Below are 17,623 nucleotides of genomic sequence, written 5' to 3'. Positions count from 1 at the left end.
ACAGAAGTTATCCACAGGTGCGCGTCTCGACCTGGGGACAAGTCGACAACGAAGCGCTACATGGTCGACAAATCGGCCCACGGGAGCCAAGTCCGTCCACAGCCCCGCACGTCACCCCTCGTCCACCCTTTTCCATTGATCAACTCTTTGGAGCGAACCATTTCCACTCGAAAGTGGGGGTGGGGCTGGCTTGGGAAGGGATTCCTTCGTCCGGCATGCGGCTTTCGGAACACCCCCTTCCGAAATCCACAGATCTTTCGCACACCCTGTGGATAACTCTTCGGAAGGTCCCATTCCTGTGGACAACCGAAGTGGACAACGCCCCCAAGTCCCGCCTCCCACAAGGGGTTCCGGTCAAGACGGTACGCGCGCTCTGCCCCATTTCGGGGAATGGCGTCCCCTTTATTGACCCGCCGTGAGAGCGGGTCGCACAGAGGTTTTCCAGCCGAATCGATCTTGATCCGGTGCCCCGTGAGCCAGAAATTCCCTTTCCGGCAAACCGGGCATAACGTACACAATGGAATATCGAGTCGTGGGCCGGAACCGCTCGACGGTAGCCTTGAGGGGTGATTGACCTTCGCCTGCTCCGTGAGGACCCCGACCGTGTTCGCGCCTCCCAGCGCGCCCGTGGAGAGGACGTCGCGCTCGTCGACGCCCTGCTCTCCGCCGACGAGCTGCGCAGGTCGTCCGGCGTCCGCTTCGACGAGCTCCGCTCCGAGCAGAAGGCGCTCGGCAAGCTGATCCCCAAGGCCGCGCCCGAGGAGAAGCAGGAGCTCCTGAAGAAGGCCGGTGAGCTCTCCGCCGCGGTCAAGGCCGCCGACGCCGCGCAGGGCGAGGCCGACGAGGAGGCCAAGCGCCTCCTCCTCCAGCTGGGGAACGTCGTCCACGAGGACGTCCCGGTCGGCGGCGAGGAGGACTTCGTCGTCCTCGACACGATCGGCACCCCGCGCGACTTCGCCGCCGAGGGCTTCGAGCCCAAGGACCACCTGGAGCTCGGCGAGGCGCTCGGCGCCATCGACGTCGAGCGCGGCGCGAAGGTCTCCGGATCGCGCTTCTACTACCTCACCGGCGTCGGCGCGCTCCTGGAGCTCGCCCTGGTGAACGCGGCGATCGCGCAGGCGACGGAGGCCGGGTTCATCCCGATGCTGACGCCCGCCCTGGTCCGCCCGCGCGCCATGGAGGGCACCGGCTTCCTGGGCCAGGCCTCGGAGAACGTGTACCACCTGGAGAAGGACGACTACTACCTGGTCGGCACCTCCGAAGTGGCCCTCGCCGGCTACCACATGGACGAGATCATCGAGGCCGACAAGCTGCCCCTGCGGTACGCCGGCTTCTCGCCCTGCTTCCGCCGCGAGGCGGGCACGTACGGCAAGGACACCCGCGGCATCTTCCGCGTGCACCAGTTCGACAAGGTCGAGATGTTCTCGTACGTCGACCCGGCCGACGCGGAGAACGAGCACCAGCGGCTCCTGGAGTGGGAGAAGCAGTGGCTCACCGGCCTCGGCCTGCCCTTCCAGGTGATCGACGTCGCCACCGGTGACCTCGGCGCCTCCGCCTCGCGCAAGTTCGACTGCGAGGCGTGGATCCCCACCCAGGGCAAGTACCGCGAGCTGACCTCGGCCTCGAACTGCGACGGCTTCCAGGCCCGCCGCCTCTCGGTGCGCATGCGCGAGGGCAAGAAGGTCCAGCCCCTCGCCACGCTGAACGGCACGCTGTGCGCCGTCCCGCGCACCATCGTGGCCATCCTGGAGAATCACCAGCAGGCCGACGGCTCCGTGGTGGTGCCCGAGGTGCTGCGCCCGTACCTGGGCGGACGAGAGATTTTGGAGCCCATCGCCAAGTGAGCCACCCAGCTCCGGTCACGCCCTCCTTCCCGTACAAGCTGGTCGCGACCGACCTCGACGGAACGCTGCTGCGCTCCGACGACACGGTTTCGGAACGGACGCGCGAGGCGCTCACCGCGGTCACCGCGGCGGGCGCCGCGCACATCATCGTCACCGGCCGTGCGGTGCCCTGGACCCGCCACATCCTCGACGACCTCGGCTACGAGGGCATCGCGGTGTGCGGACAGGGCGCGCAGGTCTACCACGCGGGGGAGCACCGCCTGCTCACCTCGGTGACGCTCGACCGGCAGCTGGCCGGGCTGGCCCTGGCCAAGATAGAGGCGGAGATCGGCCCGCTGGCGCTCGCCGCGAGCCGTGACGGCCTCGACGGCGAGGTCCTGGTCGGCCCCGGGTACGCGGTCCAGGAGGGCCCGCTCCCGGTGATCCCCTTCACGGACGTCGCCGACCTCTGGGCAGCCCCGCTGAACAAGGTGTACGTCCAGCACCCCGGCCTCAGCGACGACGCGCTCTCCGACGTGGCCCGTCGGGTGGCGGGCGACCTGGTCGGCGTGACGATGGCGGGCGAGGGCATCGTCGAACTCCTCCCCCTCGGCCTCTCCAAGGCCACCGGCCTCTCCCTCGCGGCCCGCCGCCTGGGCGCGAAGGCGGCGGACACGATCGCCTTCGGCGACATGCCCAACGACATCCCCATGTTCGGCTGGTCAGCCCACGGCGTAGCCATGGCCAACGCCCACGAGGAACTCAAGTCGGTGGCGGACGAGGTAACGACGTCGAACGAGACGGACGGCATCGCGGTGGTGCTGGAGCGGTTGCTGGGCTGAGGGGTTTCGGCGGGGCGGGGCCGGGCGGGTGGGTCTGGCCGGTGCGGGGCGGACGGGTTTCCAGCCCGTGCAGGGCGAATGCTTCGCTGCCCACCCGGGGCGGCGGTTCCCACCCCGTCCGAGGCGGGTGGTTTTCAGCCCGTGCAGGATGGGCCGTCCTTGCCGGTCCGGTGCGGATGGTTTCAGCCCGTCCGGCGTTTGAGGACGAACAGGGTGGGCGGCCCGCGCAGAGTGGGATCTGCGCGCTCGAAGCGGCCGCCCCGGGCAGCTCCCCCGTGCGCGGGGCTCTGACGAAGTGAGAACTACTCCGGAGCCGGCCGCAGGCTGCCCTGTCGGGAACTCGACGTACTCGTCCTGCCGGACGCGTCGGTCCCTCTCCCCGTCAACAAGCACCGGATGACCGGTGCGGTGACATCAACTACTGTGCCCGCAACGCGAGTTCACCGCCACCGAATAAAACCGCCCCAGCGCCGCCGCAACGCTGGCGCCGCCGCAACGCTAGCGCCGCCGCCACCTCCGCCGCCGCGACCGGCTGAAGAACCACCCCGCGGGCGGCTCGTCGGAGCGCCACGGCTGCGGCTCCGGCGCCCCCCGCTCCCGCCACCGCGCGCTCAGCATGCGGGCCCGCGCCGACGGCTCCGACACCTCGGCGGACCGTATGAAGTCCTCGTCCAGGACGATCTCGTCCCGGTCCTCCTCCGATGCCATCGCGGCACCTCCTCGGAAACGGCACGCCCGACGGCGCACCCTCCCACCAGTGTGCTGATGGGAGGGTGAAGGCACGGTCAGGACGGTGCGGGGTCGTGGCGGGCCCGAGCCGACGCGCGGGCCGCTCCTGCCGGGTCTACTCCTCCCCGGCCAGCTTCAGCGTCCGCAGCTTCTGCCCCGCGTACCAGGTCGTGGCGACCGTGACGAGGACCAGCAGGGTCATCGCGGCGGGCAGGCCGACGTCCGAGGTGATCAGATCGCCCTTGCCGACCTTCTGGGCCACGGCGAGGGACCACTGCTGCACGCTGAGGGTGCGCGCCCCGGCGACCAGGGAGCCGAAGAGGGCCTCCCAGACCAGGGCGTAGACGAGGCCGAAGACCACGGCGTGCCGGGTGACCGTGCCGAGCAGCAGGAAGATCGCGGCGTAGGTGATCGAGGCGACCAGCGCCGCGACGGTGTAGGCGACGGCGATCTGCTGGCCGTTGCCGTTCAGGATCATTCCGGCGATGAACGTCGGGATCGCGGAGAAGGCCATGGTGACCGCGATGGCGACGATCAGCTTGGTGAAGATGATCGTGGGCCGCTTGACCGGCTTGGACAGCAGGTAGACGACGGAACCGTCGTCGATCTCCGGGCCGATCGCGCCCGTGCCCGCGATGACGCCGATGATCGGCACCATCGTGGCGAGCGCGAATCCGCCCAGGACGTCGGCGGCCACCTGGTCGTCGGCGCCGCTGAAACCGCGGACCGCCGCGGAGATCACGATCAGCAGGAGGGGCAGGGCGAAGAGGATCAGAGCCCGGCGGCGGCCGAGCAGGGCCCGGTAGGTGAGCCGGGCGACAGTGGGGTCGTACACGGTGGCTCCCTTCAGGCCGCGACGAGGTAGGAGAAGACCGACTCGAGGGACTCGTCCGAAGGCGAGACCGTCAGGAGCCGGATGCCGTGCTCACGGGCGACCCGGGGCAGCAGCGTGGTGAACCGGCCGAAGTCGACCGCCTGAATGCGCAACGCGCCCTCCTTGAGGTCGACTTCGATGCCGGCCGTCGACGGATCGGCGATCAGCGCGGCGGCCAGGGCGCGGTCGTCGCTGGAACGGATCAGATAGCGGTGCGGGCGGTCGGTCATCAGGCGGCGGATCTTGCGGAAGTCACCGCTGGCCGCGTGCCGTCCGGCGACGATCACCTCGATGTGCGAGGCGAGTTGCTCGACCTCTTCGAGGATGTGCGAGGAGAACAGCACCGTGCGGCCCTGGTCGCCCATGCTCCTCAGGAGCTCCATCAGCTGCATGCGCTGACGCGGGTCCATGCCGTTGAACGGCTCGTCGAGCAGCAGCACGGACGGCTCGTGGACCAGCGCGGACGCCATCTTCACGCGCTGGCGCATGCCCTTGGAGTACGTCGAGATCTTCCGGTCCTGCGCGTACTCCATCTCGACCGTGGCGAGCGCCTTCTTGGCGGCCCGCTCGTCGAGTCCGTGCAACTCGGCGTTGGCCACGACGAATTCGCGGCCCGTGAGGAAGTCGTACATCGCCTCCCGCTCGGGGACGATGCCGATGTCCTTGTAGATCTGCTCGTTGCGCCAGATCGGCTTGCCGTCGAGCGTGACGCTGCCCGTGGAGGGGGCGAGGAAGCCGCCCATCATGTTGATGAGCGTCGACTTGCCCGCGCCGTTGGGACCGAGGAGTCCGGTGACTCCCGGGCCGATGTTCATGGTGATGTCGTTGACGGCCACCACGTTCCCGAACCAGCGGGACGTGTGGTCGATGTTGATCATCGTCATCAGAGGCCGACCTTCCGGTAGCGGCGCATCATGGCGCCGTAGCAGCCCGCGATGAGGCCGAGGACGACGAGTACGTAGACGACGCCGATGCCCGCGGAGGGACCTTCCGCGCCGGGGAAGGCGGAGGTCGCGCCGAGGAAGGCGGTCTGGACGCCGTCGATGAGGGTGATCGGCGAGAAGAGCCCGAGCCAGGGGATGGCGCCGGTGCTGCCCTGCTCGTAGGCGATCGCCTGGACCGTGGACACCGCTCCGAAGGTGATGGTCAGGACCGCGATGACGGCGGCGATGCCGAAGCCGCGCCGTGGGGTGATCGCGGAGATGACCAGCGCGATGCCGGAGAAGAGGACGGAAAGGAGCGCCACGGAGACGAGTCCCTGGGCGAATCCCTTGGTCTGGTCGGCGAAGTCGAGCTTGGCGAGCAGCGCCCCTACGTAGAGCACGAGCAGCGGGGCCGCCGTGAGGACGAAGAGGGCCGAGCTCATCGCGGCGAACTTCGCCAGTACGTAGTCACCGCGTTCGATGGGCCGGGAGAAGTAGAGCGGCACGGTCTTGAAGCGCAGGTCGCGCGAGACGGTCTGCGGGGCCTGGGCGGCCAGGAAGAGGCTGATGACGGCCTGCAGCACGATGGCGTACCGCGTGTAGTCGAGGGGGAGGTCCTTGGCCTTGGTGGCCACGGCGACCGCGACCATGATCGCGGCGGGCACGCACATCACCGCGAAGAGGACCATGGGCAGGACCTTGGACTTGGCGGAGCGCCCGAGCCCGTAGGCGCCGCGCAGGCTCTGGGAGAAGAGCGAGCGGCGGGCGTAGGCCCGGCCGAGGCGGGGTCCGTCGTAGTTGCGGTACCCGATGTTGTGGATCTGGGTGGACTCAGTGCTCATCGCGTCCGCCTCCGTTCTGACGTGCGGCGGTGGTGGCCGCCCAGGCGGCCGCCCGCTCGGAGACGGGCTCCTGGACCGGCTCGTCCTTGAAGACCTCCGCGATGTGGTGCCTGCGCTGCTCCATGCGGACCAGGCCGATGCCTAGGTCGGCGACCAGGTCGCGCACGAGGTCGTAGGTCTCCTCGCCCTCGGCGGTGAGCAGGATCGTGTGGCCCGCGCCGGGCAGTTCGCCGCCGGCCTCGGTGTCGACGCCGCGGCCCTTGAGCGCCTCGCGCAGCGCGCGGGTGCCGTCGGGGTGCTCGTCGGTGTCGGTGACCTCGACGGCGAGCGTCGTGGTGGTCTGGGTGAAGTCGGTGGTGGAGCTGGACCGCAGGAGCTTGCCGCCGTCGATGACGACGACGTGGTCACAGGTGCGCTCCAGCTCGCCCAGGAGGTGCGAGGTGACGAGGACCGAGATGCCGAAGTCGGTGTGGACGCGGCGGATCAGGCCGAGCATCTCGTCCCGGCCGACCGGGTCGAGGCCGTTGGTCGGCTCGTCGAGGAAGACCAGCTGGGGGTCGTGCACCAGGGCCTGCGCGAGCTTCACGCGCTGCTTCATGCCCGTCGAGTAGCCGCCGATGGGGCGGTACCTCTCCTCGTAGAGACCCACGTGCCGCAGGGTGTCCGCGGTGCGTTCGCGGGCGGCGGTGGGCGGGAGTCCGGACATCCGCGCCATGTGGACGACGAACTCGGTGGCCGAGACGTCGGGCGGGAGACAGTCGTGCTCGGGCATGTATCCGACGCGTTCGCGGATCTCGCCGCCGCTGGTGGCGACGTCGAGGCCGAGCACGGCGGCGCGGCCCTCCGTGGCGGGGGACAGACCCAGCAGGATCTTGATCAATGTGGACTTGCCGGCCCCGTTGGCTCCGACGAGTCCGGTCACACCGGGCCCGATGTCCATGGAGAGCCGGTCAAGCGCGGTCACCCTCGGGAACCGCTTGCTCAGGCTTTCGGTCGCGATCACAGTCACGCTTCGAAGGTAGTGGCGCAGACCACACCGGTCGTCAGACCACGGGCCTGACCTGAACTCACTCTGGAGTATTACGGGCCCGTAAGGGTCGTCCGGAAGTCGGCCCCTGGGGGATCTTCCGGACCTGTCCCGGAGGGTTGTGCAGAGCTATTGACGTAGCCGCCGGTCATTGTCACATTCATCAGTGTCAAGTTACGAACGCGTACGGCGATGGACCGGACAGGGGCCTGGCAGGCACGGGCCGGACACGGGACGGACGGTGGCATGACCTCAGCAGTTGCAGGCGAACTCTCCGCGGAACTGCGGGGGTTCAGGGAAGTGCAGACCCTTGCGTACGCATGCGCGGAAGCGATCGCGGCCCAGCTCAAGCCGGGCGTGACGGAGCGCGAGGCGGCGCGGATGCAGCGCGAGTGGCTGCGTGAGCGCGGTGTGCGGGACTGGTTCCACCTGCCCTTCGCCTGGTTCGGGGACCGCACGGCGTTCGTGAACTTCCGGATACCCCTCCAGTTCTTCCCGACCAACCGGAAGCTGGAGCCGGGGATGCCGTTCATCCTCGACATGGCCCCGGTGTACAAGGGGTTCACCGCCGACATCGGCTACTCCGGCTGCCTGGGCCTCAATCCCGTGCACGACAAGCTCCTCGCCGATCTGGAGGCGCACCGCGAGCTGATCCTGCGCGAGGTGCGCGAGCGCCGCCCGCTGCGCGAGATCTACGAGGACGTGGACCGCCTCATGGTCCGCCAGGGCTATGCCAACCGGCATCGCGCCTACCCCTTCGGCGTCATCGCGCACAAGGTCGACCGGGTCAAGGAGCGCCGTCTGACGCCGCACCTGTTCGGATTCGGCACGCAGTCGCTGAAGGGCCTGGCGAGCGACGCGATCCACGGCCACCGGGACGGCTGGTCCCCCCTGTGGTCCCCCTACAAGTTCTCCGACCACCCTCCCCGGCAGGGGCTCTGGGCGGTCGAGCCGCACCTCGGATTCCGGGGTACGGGCGCGAAGTTCGAGGAGATCCTGGTCGTCACCGACTCCAAGGATCCCGAGCAGAGCGCGTTCTGGCTGGACGACGACCTGCCGCACGTGCGGCGCTGGGCTGAGGAGAGGGCCGCCGCATGACCACCGCAGACATCCACAAGAGCACCGGCGGCGTCTGGAAGGACGCCCGTGAGCGCTGGGTGCGCACGGGCGGTGTCGAGCTGTGCGTCGCCGAGCTGGGCGACCCGGAGCGGCCCACGGTCCTGCTCGTGCACGGCTATCCGGACTCCAAGGAGGTGTGGACCGAGGTCGCCGAGCGCCTCGCGGACCGGTTCCACGTCGTCCTCTACGACGTGCGGGGCCACGGCAGGTCCACCGCCCCGCGCCCGCTGCGCGGCGGCTTCACCCTGGAGAAGCTGACCGACGACTTCCTGGCGGTCGTCGACGCGGTCAGCCCGGACCGGCCGGTGCACGTGGTCGGGCACGACTGGGGCTCGGTGCAGTCCTGGGAGTTCGTCACGGTCAAGCGCACGGAGGGGCGCATCGCGTCCTTCACCTCGATGTCGGGCCCCTCGCTCGACCACTTCGGGCACTGGATCAAGAAGCGGATGACCCGGCCGACCCCGCGCGGGGTCGGTCAACTCCTCGGCCAGGGCGCCAAGTCCTGGTACGTGTACATGCTGCACACCCCCGTGCTCCCCGAGCTCGCCTGGCGCGGCCCGCTCGGCAAGCGGTGGCCGAAGATCCTGGAGCGCGTCGAGAAGGTCCCGTCCGGCGACTACCCGACGTCCTCGCTGCCGCAGGACGCCGCGCACGGCGCCTGGCTGTACCGGGACAACGTCCGGGCGCGGCTGCGCAGGCCCCGCGCCGACGCGTACGCGCACGCGCCCGTGCAGCTCATCACGCCCTCCGGAGACGTCTTCCTGTCCGAGCGGCTCTACGACGAGCTGGAGCTGTGGGCCCCGCAGCTGATCCGCCGCACCCTGCCGGCCAAGCACTGGGTCCCGCGTACCCGGCCCGACCAACTGGCCGCCTGGATCGGCGAGTTCGTCACGAGCAACGAGGACGGCAGGCCCGCCAGGGACAGCGTGGCCACCGGCAAGCACGCGGAGCGCTTCGGCGGCCAGCTCGTCCTGATCACCGGCGCGGGCAGCGGCATCGGGCGGGCCACCGCGTTCGCCTTCGCCGAGGCGGGCGCGCGCGTGGTCGCCGTCGACCGGGACGCGGAGAGCGCGGCCCGCACCGCGGAGATGTCCCGCCTGATAGGCGCCCCGGCCGCCTGGGGCGAGACGGTCGACGTCACCGACGAGCAGGCCATGGAGAAGTTCGCCGAGAAGGTCGCCACGGAGTACGGCGTCGTGGACGTCCTGGTGAACAACGCGGGCATCGGCCTCTCCGGCTCCTTCCTGGACACCAGCGCCGAGGACTGGAAGAAGGTCCTCGACGTCAATCTGTGGGGCGTCATCCACGGCTGCCGGCTCTTCGGCAAGCAGATGGCCGAGCGCGGCCAGGGCGGCCACATCGTCAACACCGCGTCCGCGGCGGCCTATCAGCCCTCCAAGGCGCTGCCCGCCTACAGCACGTCCAAGGCGGCGGTCCTGATGCTCAGCGAGTGCCTGCGCGCGGAGCTGGCGGGCCAGGGCATCGGGGTCTCCGCGATCTGCCCGGGTCTCGTCAACACGAACATCACCGCGACCACGCGCTTCACCGGTGTCGACGCCGAGGAGGAGAAGCGCCGCCAGAAGAGGACGTCCCGGCTCTACGGGCTGCGCAACTATCCGCCGGAGAAGGTCGCCGACGCCGTGCTGCGCGCCGTCGTGAAGAACCAGGCGGTGGTCCCCGTCACCCCCGAGGCCCGCGGCGCCCACCTCATGTCCCGCTTCACTCCCAAGGCCCTGCGCGCGATCGCCCGATTGGAGCCGCCGCTGTGAGCACGGAGAAGAACGCCGAGACGCACGCCGAGGAGCACTACAGGATCGTTCCGCGCCGGGTCTCGTTCGACTGGGACGAGACGCCGCTGCACTGGATACCGGACGAGCCGACCGCCACCCACGTCGTCAACGTCCTGCATCTGCTGCTCCCCGCGGGGGAGCGGTGGTTCGTGAAGGTCTTCAAGGAGGGCCTTCCGCTGGTCACCGACCCGGTGCTCCTGAAGGACGTCAAGGGCTTCATGGGCCAGGAGGCCACGCACAGCGTGCAGCACGCGCAGGTGCTCGACCACCTGGCCGCCCAGCGCCTGGACACCACCGCGTTCACGAAGTACGTCGACCTGCTCTTCGAGAAGATCCTGGGCGAGCAGCCGCCGTTGGGCGCGCCGATACCGACGCAGGAGTGGCTGCGCTTCCGGCTCTCGATCGTCGCCGCGATCGAACAGTTCACCGCGGTCCTGGGGAACTGGGTGCTGCACGCCGAGGGCCTGGACCGCGCGGGCGCCGACGACGTCATGCTCGACCTGCTGCGCTGGCACGGCGCGGAGGAGGTCGAACACCGCGCGGTCGCCTTCGACATGTACCAGCACTGCGGCGGCACGGGCCTGCCCCGCTACGCCCGCCGGATCGCCGGCATGACGGTCACCGCGCCCGTGATGCTCTACCTGTGGGTCTGGGGCACCGCCTATCTGATCCGGCACGACCCGCAACTCGCGGGCCGCCTGCGGTACTCACTGGCCGAGCACAACAGGGCGGTCCGCAAGGGCCTGCTGCCCACCTGGCGCGAGCTCGGCACGGCCATACCCCGCTACCTGCGGCGGTCGTACCATCCCTCGCAGGAAGGCTCGCTGCGCAAGGCCGTCGAGTATCTGGCGCAGTCACCCGCGGCACGTGCCGCGGCCGCGGCGGTGGGCCGGGCGGCCATCGCCTAGTTCGAGGCAACACGGAGGGCGGGGAGCGTGGAGTACACCGAGCCCACGGAGCGGTTCCGGCTGGAGTACCGGATCGAGGACCTGGCGCACCACAGCGGCGCGACGGTCCGCACGATCCGCGCCTACCAGGACCGCGGTCTGCTCCCCCGCCCGGAGCGGCGCGGGCGGTCCAACGTGTACGGGGACGCGCACCTGGCGCGGTTGCGGCAGATCGCCGACCTGCTCGACCGGGGCTACACCCTGGCCTCCATCAAGGAGCTCCTGGAGGCCTGGGACGCCGGGCGGGGACTGGGCGGCGTGCTGGGCCTGGCCGCCGAGGTGGACGGCCCCTGGACGGACGAGAAGGCCGACCGGATCACCCGGGCCGAGCTCGACGCGGCGTTCGGCGGCACCCCGGACGAGGCGGCCGTCGCCGACGCCGTCGCGCTCGGCGTGCTCGAACCGGTCCAGGGAAGCGACGACGAGTTTCTCGTGCCGAGTCCCCAAGAGCTCGCGGTGGCCGTCGAGTTGTACGCGGCGGGAGTTCCGCTTTCCGCGATCTCGGGTCATTTGCGGGAGTTGAGGGGACAGGTCGAACACATCGCTTCGCGTTTCCTGGAGTTCACGACCGAGCACGTCTTCGCCCGCTATCTCGGCAATCATCCGCCGACCGAGGCGGATGCCGCCGAGGCCGCCTCTCTCGTACGCCGGCTGCGGCCGCTCGCACAGCAGACGGTCGATGCCGAACTGGCGCGCGCCATGCGTCTGTTCGCCACGCTGCACCTGCGCCGCCACCTGGACCCGGAGCTGCCGCCCGAGCGCACGGATCTGCCGCAGAACGTGGCCCTGCCCGCCGCGACAATGCGCGCTGTGCAGGCGCTGGTTGGCGAGGAGAACACCTCGGCGTTCATCTCGGCGGCCGCCGAACGAGAGGTTCAGGCACGGACATTGGACGCACTCACGACAAACCACCGTGAACGTGAGTAAGTTGATCAAATGCCGCCAATCACCTGTGAGTTGTCCACAGAATCGCCAAGTAGCCTGTGGATAACTGGACTTGGCTGTGGATCAAACCTGTGGATCGAAATTGCCGGATGAAAAGTGAGCGACCGAACGTGAACGGAGCCGGAAAGGAATTCGCGTGCGCGGGAAGCGGATCCCCGGGACGCTGAACGGATGAAAGAAGGACCCCCCGCGGGGCACGAACGACGGACCGCCGACGAACGGCGGACCACGGACGGACACGTGTTCCAGGTCAGTGCCAACGGAGTCTGGCTCACCGCCGCCGTACCGCCCGGCTATCTCCGCTTCCCCGCCCCGCGCTGAGCTCCGCACTTCCCCGACCCTCGCTGAGCAGGCATGATCGGCCGCATGGAGCATCTGCACAGCACCGAGGCCGCCCTCGAAGCCCTGCGCGAGATCGCCCGTGAGTACGACCGGGAGATCGAGGTCACGCACGACATCGGCGCCGACCAGACCTCGCGCAGGGGCGCCGCGGGCATCGGGGTGACCGCCGACCCCGACGGTTCGCTGCCGCACGAGGCGTATGTGGAGTTCGGCGGCTCGCCCCGGATCTCCGTGCGGCTCTACCCCGGTGACGAGTCGGGCGAGGACGCCGACGCCCTGATCACCGTGGAGCACGTCGCGTGCCACGACGTCCCGCGCGACGCCGTGCCCGCCTTCGTCCGGTCGGTCCTCTCCGGCCTCGCGCACGTCAAGGGCAGGCGCTTCCCGCCCGGCTACCGCCTCGTCGTACCGCTGCCGGGCGACGAGACGTACAAGGAGTTCATCCCGATGGTGACCCTGACGCCGTGGCTCAGCGCCCAGGTCCGCTGAGCGGGCGGTCCACCGGCGGACTTACGCTCGGAGACATGAACCTGCGCCTGAGCACCGTGATCCTTCCCGTACTCCGCTGGCACGAAGGCGGCAAGGAGCGCTGGCAGCGCGCGGAAGAGCTGGGTTTCCACACCGCGTACACCTATGACCACCTGTCCTGGCGGACCTTCCGCGACGGGCCCTGGTTCGGCGCCGTCCCGACGCTCACCGCCGCCGCGGCCGCCACCGAGCGGCTCCGCCTCGGCACGCTCGTCACCTCGCCCAACTTCCGGCACCCGGTGACGCTCGCCAAGGAACTGATCACGCTCGACGACGTCTCGAACGGCCGGATCACCCTCGGCATCGGCGCGGGCGGCAACGGCTTCGACGCCACGGCGCTGCGCCGGGCCGACGAGGAGCCCTGGACCCCGCGCGAGCGCGCCGACCACTTCGGCGAGTTCCTGCCGCTGCTCGACCGGCTGCTCTCCGAGGACGTCGTCTCGTACGACGGCACGCACTACTCGGCGAACGAGGTGCGGAACATCCCCGGCTGCGTCCAGCGCCCCCGGCTGCCCTTCGCGGTGGCCGCCACCGGACCGCGCGGACTGCGGCTCGCCGCCCGCCACGGGCAGGCATGGGTGACCACGGGCGACCCGAAGCTCTTCGAGAACGGCACCCCGGAGCAGTCGATTCAAGCCATCCGCGGGCAGGCCGACAAGCTCGCCGCGGCCTGCGACGAGATCGGCCGCGACGTCGGCGAGCTCGACAAGATCCTGCTCACCGGCTTCACCCCCGACCGCCCGCTCGACTCCTTCGAGGCCTTCGTCGACTTCGCTGGCCGCCACGCCGAGCTGGGCTTCAACGAGATCGTCATCCACTGGCCGCTGCCCGGCACGTACTTCGGGGCGGACGAGAAGATCTTCGAGCGGATCGCCATGGAGGCGCCCGCCCAGCTGAGCAGCGGCTCCACCGGGGCCTGAGGACACGGGAGTGACGCACCCACGGCGCCGGGGAGCACTCAGATGTGCGCCCCAGCGCACGGGCGTGCACACGAGTGCGGGACAATCCGTGGCGTGACCTCAGCTACCCCACGGCCCCAGCCCCCGGCCGCCACCGCCCAGGACGCCGTCGCCCCGGCCGGGCCGCGCCCGCGGACCCGGATGATCGCCACGGACCTGGACGGAACGCTGCTGCGCGACGACAAGTCGGTCTCCGACCGCACCGTCGCCGCGCTCGCGGCCGCCGAGGAGGCCGGGGTCGAGGTCTTCTTCGTGACCGGCCGGCCGGCCCGCTGGATGCACGTGGTCAGCGACCACGTGCACGGTCACGGCCTCGCCATCTGCGGAAACGGCGCCGCCGTCGTCGATCTGCACGGCGGCCCCGGCGCGCACCGCTTCGTGAAGCTGCGCGAGCTGGAGCGGGAGATCGCCCTGGACGTGGTGCGGCGGCTGCGGGCCGCGGCGCCCGGCACGTCCTTCGCGATCGAGCGGACCGGGGGACTGCACCACGAGGAGGCGTACCCCCCGCTGCACATGGAGCCCGGCGAGAGCGTCGCGCCCGCCGAGAAGCTGCTCGCGGCGAACCCGGAGCACTCCGCCGTCACCGACCAGCCCGTCCTGAAGGTCCTGGCCCACCACCCCGAGCTCGCGCCCGACGAGTTCCTGGTCGTCGCCCGCGCCGCCGTCGGGGACCGCGCCACGGTCACCCGCTCCAGCCCGAGCGCCCTCCTGGAGATCAGCGGCCCCGGCGTCTCCAAGGCCAGCACCCTGGAGCTGTGCTGCGCCGAGCGCGGCATCACGCCCGAGGAAGTCGTCGCCTTCGGAGACATGCCGAACGACATCGAGATGCTCACCTGGGCGGGCACCTCGTACGCGATGGGCAACGCCCACCCGGACGTCGTCGCCGCCGCTTCGGGACGCACGGTCGCCAACAACGAGGACGGCGTCGCGGTCGTCATCGAGCAGATCCTGGCGGACCAGCGGCAGGGCTAGATCTTCACGCCCCGCTCGGCCAGCCACCGGCGCGGGTCCACGCCCGAGCCCAGATAGGGCGTCAGCCGCGTCTCGAAGTGGAGATGCGGTCCCGTCGAGTTGCCGGTCGTCCCCGCCTGCCCGATCCACTGACCAGGGCGTACCCGGTCCCCCTGGTCGACGCCGACGGCCGCGAGATGCGCGTACTGCGTGAAGTAGCCGCCCTTGTGGCGCACCACGATCTCGATCCCGAAGCCCCCGCCGCACGAGACGCTCTCCACCCGGCCCGCACCGACCGACCGCACGGGCGTGCCGATGCCGACCGCGAAGTCCTGCCCCGTGTGCCGGTGCGCCCAGCGCTCGCCCGCGCTGTCGAAGCCCGCGGAGAGTTCGTACGTCTCCACGGGCGTCACCCACGCATGCGTGGACCGCGTCTTCGGCTGGTCCATGCGTACGGCGCCCCGGCACTTGCCAGCGGTGACCGACCGGTCGGCCTCGCCCTGCAACGTCCACCGCGCCGACTCCAGCTTCCGCTCGATGCCGCGCTTCAGCCGCGCGAGACGGGCGTTGCGCCGGTCCAGGGAGCGCTTGGCGCGGTCCGCCCTGCGCTTGGCGACCGCGAGGGTCGCCGCGGCCCGCTGGGTCTTGGCGACGGCGCTGTTCACGGCGAGATCCGCCTGCAACAGGACCTGCTTGCCGCGCATCAGGGCGTCCGGGCTGTCGGCGAGGAGGATCTGCGCGGTGTAGGGCAGACCGCCGCCGGAGCGGTACTGGGCGCTGGCCAGCCGGCCGAGGTCTCCGTGGAGCACGGCCACGTGGCGCTGCTCCTCGGCGAGGAGCCGGTCCAGTCTGCGGACCTGCACCCGCTGGACACCGGCCGCCCGACGGCCCGCTTCGTAGCGTGCGGTCGCGGCGGACGCCTCTTCGTAGAGGCGTGCCACGTCGGCACTCGCGCTCGGGCCCTCGGACGCCGCGGCGGGCGGCGTGAGGCCAAGGAGCGCGCACAGCAGCACCGACACACTGAGGAGCGGGTGCGGACGGCGGTGACGGCTCGGCGACATGACAGGGATCGTTGCCCGCCCCGACGGCGCGGGTCCTGTCCGACTCGTGCACTCGGGGGGCACGGTGCCCCGTACGGCCCACGCGCATACCGCCGAACAGGCCCTCTACGGAGGCACCGGCCCACTACGGAGAAGGCCGGCTCAGTAGGGCGCCTGCCACACCACCGTCGTGCCGCCGCCGTCCTCGCCGATGCCAGGGCCGTACCAACTGTCGCCGCCCAGCGACTCCGCCCGCCGCTTGAGGTTCTTCAGGCCGCTGCGCCTGCCGCCCTCCGCGATGCCCACGCCGTCGTCGGCGACGGTGAGCCGCACCCCCTGCTGCCCGTCGGGAAGGATCACGGAGGAGTCGACGACGACGTCGATGCGGGCGGCCTGCGCGTGCCGGAACGCGTTGGACAACGCCTCCCGCAGGGCCGCGATGAGATTCTTGCCCGCCAGTTCGCCGACCACCGTGTCGACCGGCCCCACGAAGTGGTGCGAGGGCTTGAAGCCGAGCGGCACCGCGGCCATGTTGATCTCGCGCAGCACCCGGGTGCGCAGTCCCGACGGGGCCTCGGCCGGACCCTGCTGGAGGGCGAAGATCGCCGTACGGATCTCCTGGATCGTCACGTCCAGCTCGTCGACGGCCTTGCCCACGCCGACCTGCACCTCCGGCACCACGGACCTGCGCTGGGCGCTCTCCAGCATCATGCCGGTGGCGAAGAGCCGCTGGATGACGAGGTCGTGCAGGTCCCTGGCGATCCGGTCCCGGTCCTCGTAGACCGCGAGGCGCTCCCTGTCCCGCTGCGCGTCGGCCATCATCAGGGCGAGCGCGGCCTGCGAGGCGAACTGCGCGGCGAGCGTCCGCTCGGCCTCGCTGAACGGACGTCCCCCACGCGCGCGTGGCGTCACGAGCGTCCCGAGCACCCTGCCGTCGCTCTGCAACGGCAGCATCATGACGGGCCCGTAGTGGCGCGCCAGGTCGGTCATGACGCGCGGGTCGGTCGCCGCGTCGTCGATGAAGACGGCCTCCCCTTCGAGCAGTTGACTCACGATGCGGCTCTCCGGAGGGACGATCACGCCCAAGGCTCCACCGGGTTCGTCGGAGGAGACGGCGACGATCTCCATGCCGCCCTCCTCGTCGGGCAGCAGCACGATTCCCGCGGCCGAGTCGGCGAGGTGCCTGGCCTGCTCGGCGACGACCGCGAGCGCGTCCTCCGCGTCACTGCCGGACAGCAGGGCGGTGGTGACCGCCACGGAGCCGTCGATCCAGCGCTCGCGCTGTTTGGCCGCTTCGTAGAGGCGTGCGTTTCCGATGGCGATGCCCGCCTCCGTAGCGAGTACGCGCACCATGTGCACGTCGTAGTCGTTGAAGTCCGCCCCGTTCCGCTTCTCGGTCAGGTACAGGTTCCCGAAGATCTCGCCCTGGACGCGGATGGGGACGCCGAGGAAGGTCCGCATCGGCGGGTGGTGGGGCGGGAAGCCGCAGGAGCGCGGGTCGGCGGAGAGATCGGCGAGGCGCAGCGTCTTGGGCTGGTGGATGAGGGCGCCGAGCAGTCCCTTGTGGCCGTCGGGCAGCCGTCCGATCCGCTCGGCCGTCTCGGGATCGATGCCGTAGTAGACGAAGTCCGAGAGGCCTTCGCCGTCTTCGGAGACGACGCCGATCGCGGCGTAGTGGGCGTCCGCCAGCTCGGCCGCGGTCTCGCAGATGCGGTCCAGGGTGGTGTGGAGTTCGAGTCCGGTGCCGACCGAGCGCATGGCTTCGAGCAGCTGCGGCACCCGTGAGGTCAGCTCGGGCGAGAGCCCTTGGAGGCTGCGGGTGGCCCGCGCGGCAGCCTCCGCCGAGTCCGGTGAGCCGTCGGGGAACGGGGAGTCGGCGGAGGCCGCTGGTGCTGACATGCCTTTGAGCGTAGTAAGTCCTATTTGCAGGGGAAAGTCGAGG

At 70.4% G+C, this 17,623-nt stretch carries 16 protein-coding genes and 1 pseudogene; 10 read left to right on the top strand and 7 right to left on the bottom strand.

The window, feature by feature from the left end:
* The first annotated feature begins 566 nt into the window (after positions 1-566).
* Positions 567-1,844, top strand: coding sequence for a serine--tRNA ligase (serS, locus tag ACIO9J_RS27450; protein ID WP_402004931.1), 1,278 nt, complete (start codon positions 567-569; stop codon positions 1,842-1,844).
* Positions 1,841-2,665, top strand: a complete 825-nt coding sequence (locus ACIO9J_RS27445; protein WP_402004928.1) for an HAD family hydrolase — start codon at positions 1,841-1,843, stop codon at positions 2,663-2,665. The genes serS and ACIO9J_RS27445 overlap by 4 nt, the downstream gene beginning before the upstream one ends.
* Before the next feature lie 498 nt (positions 2,666-3,163).
* On the opposite strand, the gene ACIO9J_RS27440 is transcribed toward ACIO9J_RS27445, so the two are convergent.
* The 5 genes from ACIO9J_RS27440 to ACIO9J_RS27420 all read right to left on the bottom strand — a co-directional run bounded on the left by ACIO9J_RS27440 (position 3,164) and on the right by ACIO9J_RS27420 (position 7,036).
* A complete protein-coding gene (locus ACIO9J_RS27440; RefSeq protein WP_402004925.1) occupies positions 3,164-3,373 on the bottom strand; it encodes a hypothetical protein in 210 nt (69 codons plus the stop codon).
* Positions 3,374-3,509: 136 nt separating this feature from the next.
* Positions 3,510-4,229, bottom strand: a complete 720-nt coding sequence (locus ACIO9J_RS27435; RefSeq protein WP_402004922.1) for an ABC transporter permease subunit — start codon at positions 4,227-4,229, stop codon at positions 3,510-3,512.
* A gap of 11 nt (positions 4,230-4,240) precedes the next feature.
* Positions 4,241-5,152: an ABC transporter ATP-binding protein gene (locus tag ACIO9J_RS27430; RefSeq protein WP_402004920.1), complete on the bottom strand. Its 912-nt coding sequence runs from the start codon at positions 5,150-5,152 to the stop codon at positions 4,241-4,243.
* Positions 5,152-6,033 carry an ABC transporter permease gene (locus ACIO9J_RS27425; RefSeq protein WP_402004917.1) on the bottom strand — a complete coding sequence of 294 codons (882 nt, stop codon included), beginning with the start codon at positions 6,031-6,033 and terminating at the stop codon, positions 5,152-5,154. The genes ACIO9J_RS27430 and ACIO9J_RS27425 overlap by 1 nt, the downstream gene beginning before the upstream one ends.
* Positions 6,023-7,036, bottom strand: a complete 1,014-nt coding sequence (locus tag ACIO9J_RS27420; RefSeq protein ID WP_402005427.1) for an ABC transporter ATP-binding protein — start codon at positions 7,034-7,036, stop codon at positions 6,023-6,025. The genes ACIO9J_RS27425 and ACIO9J_RS27420 overlap by 11 nt, the downstream gene beginning before the upstream one ends.
* A gap of 270 nt (positions 7,037-7,306) precedes the next feature.
* Between ACIO9J_RS27420 and ACIO9J_RS27415 the strand changes: the two genes are divergently transcribed.
* The 8 genes and pseudogenes from ACIO9J_RS27415 (at position 7,307) to ACIO9J_RS27380 (ending at position 14,662) form a co-directional block, all read left to right on the top strand.
* Positions 7,307-8,158 (top strand): M24 family metallopeptidase, encoded by an 852-nt coding sequence (locus ACIO9J_RS27415; RefSeq protein ID WP_402004914.1) that lies wholly within the window; start codon positions 7,307-7,309, stop codon positions 8,156-8,158.
* A complete protein-coding gene (locus ACIO9J_RS27410; RefSeq protein ID WP_402004912.1) occupies positions 8,155-9,948 on the top strand; it encodes an SDR family oxidoreductase in 1,794 nt (597 codons plus the stop codon). The genes ACIO9J_RS27415 and ACIO9J_RS27410 overlap by 4 nt, the downstream gene beginning before the upstream one ends.
* Entirely contained in the window at positions 9,945-10,877 is a 933-nt protein-coding gene (locus tag ACIO9J_RS27405; RefSeq protein WP_402004909.1) for a metal-dependent hydrolase, read from the top strand. The genes ACIO9J_RS27410 and ACIO9J_RS27405 overlap by 4 nt, the downstream gene beginning before the upstream one ends.
* 27 nt (positions 10,878-10,904) lie before the next feature.
* Positions 10,905-11,843 (top strand): MerR family transcriptional regulator, encoded by a 939-nt coding sequence (locus ACIO9J_RS27400; protein ID WP_402004906.1) that lies wholly within the window; start codon positions 10,905-10,907, stop codon positions 11,841-11,843.
* A gap of 249 nt (positions 11,844-12,092) precedes the next feature.
* Positions 12,093-12,182: pseudogene (locus tag ACIO9J_RS27395) on the top strand (RNA 2'-phosphotransferase); the annotation flags it as partial.
* 45 nt (positions 12,183-12,227) lie between these two features.
* A complete protein-coding gene (locus tag ACIO9J_RS27390) occupies positions 12,228-12,692 on the top strand; it encodes a hypothetical protein (protein ID WP_402004903.1) in 465 nt (154 codons plus the stop codon).
* A 35-nt stretch (positions 12,693-12,727) separates the two neighbouring features.
* On the top strand, positions 12,728-13,651 hold the full coding sequence (locus ACIO9J_RS27385) for an LLM class flavin-dependent oxidoreductase (protein WP_402004900.1): 924 nt from the start codon (positions 12,728-12,730) through the stop codon (positions 13,649-13,651).
* A 93-nt stretch (positions 13,652-13,744) separates the two neighbouring features.
* The gene (locus tag ACIO9J_RS27380) at positions 13,745-14,662 is read left to right on the top strand and encodes a Cof-type HAD-IIB family hydrolase (RefSeq protein WP_402004897.1); all 918 of its coding nucleotides are present in this window, start codon (positions 13,745-13,747) and stop codon (positions 14,660-14,662) included.
* Here ACIO9J_RS27380 and ACIO9J_RS27375 read toward each other — a convergent pair.
* Together ACIO9J_RS27375 and ACIO9J_RS27370 are read right to left on the bottom strand one after the other, a co-directional pair.
* Entirely contained in the window at positions 14,659-15,702 is a 1,044-nt protein-coding gene (locus tag ACIO9J_RS27375) for a murein hydrolase activator EnvC family protein (protein WP_402004894.1), read from the bottom strand. The two genes, ACIO9J_RS27380 and ACIO9J_RS27375, sit on opposite strands and share 4 nt — an antisense overlap.
* Before the next feature lie 141 nt (positions 15,703-15,843).
* Complete coding sequence (locus tag ACIO9J_RS27370) at positions 15,844-17,580, bottom strand: GAF domain-containing sensor histidine kinase (protein WP_402004892.1); 1,737 nt, start codon at positions 17,578-17,580, stop codon at positions 15,844-15,846.
* Positions 17,581-17,623 lie beyond the last annotated feature (43 nt).

Origin of the sequence: Streptomyces sp. NPDC087300 (assembly GCF_044744425.1) — a bacterium.
Lineage (GTDB): Bacteria > Actinomycetota > Actinomycetes > Streptomycetales > Streptomycetaceae > Streptomyces.
Note: the sequence above shows the minus strand (reverse complement) of the source record. Positions and strands in the feature narration are given on the sequence as shown.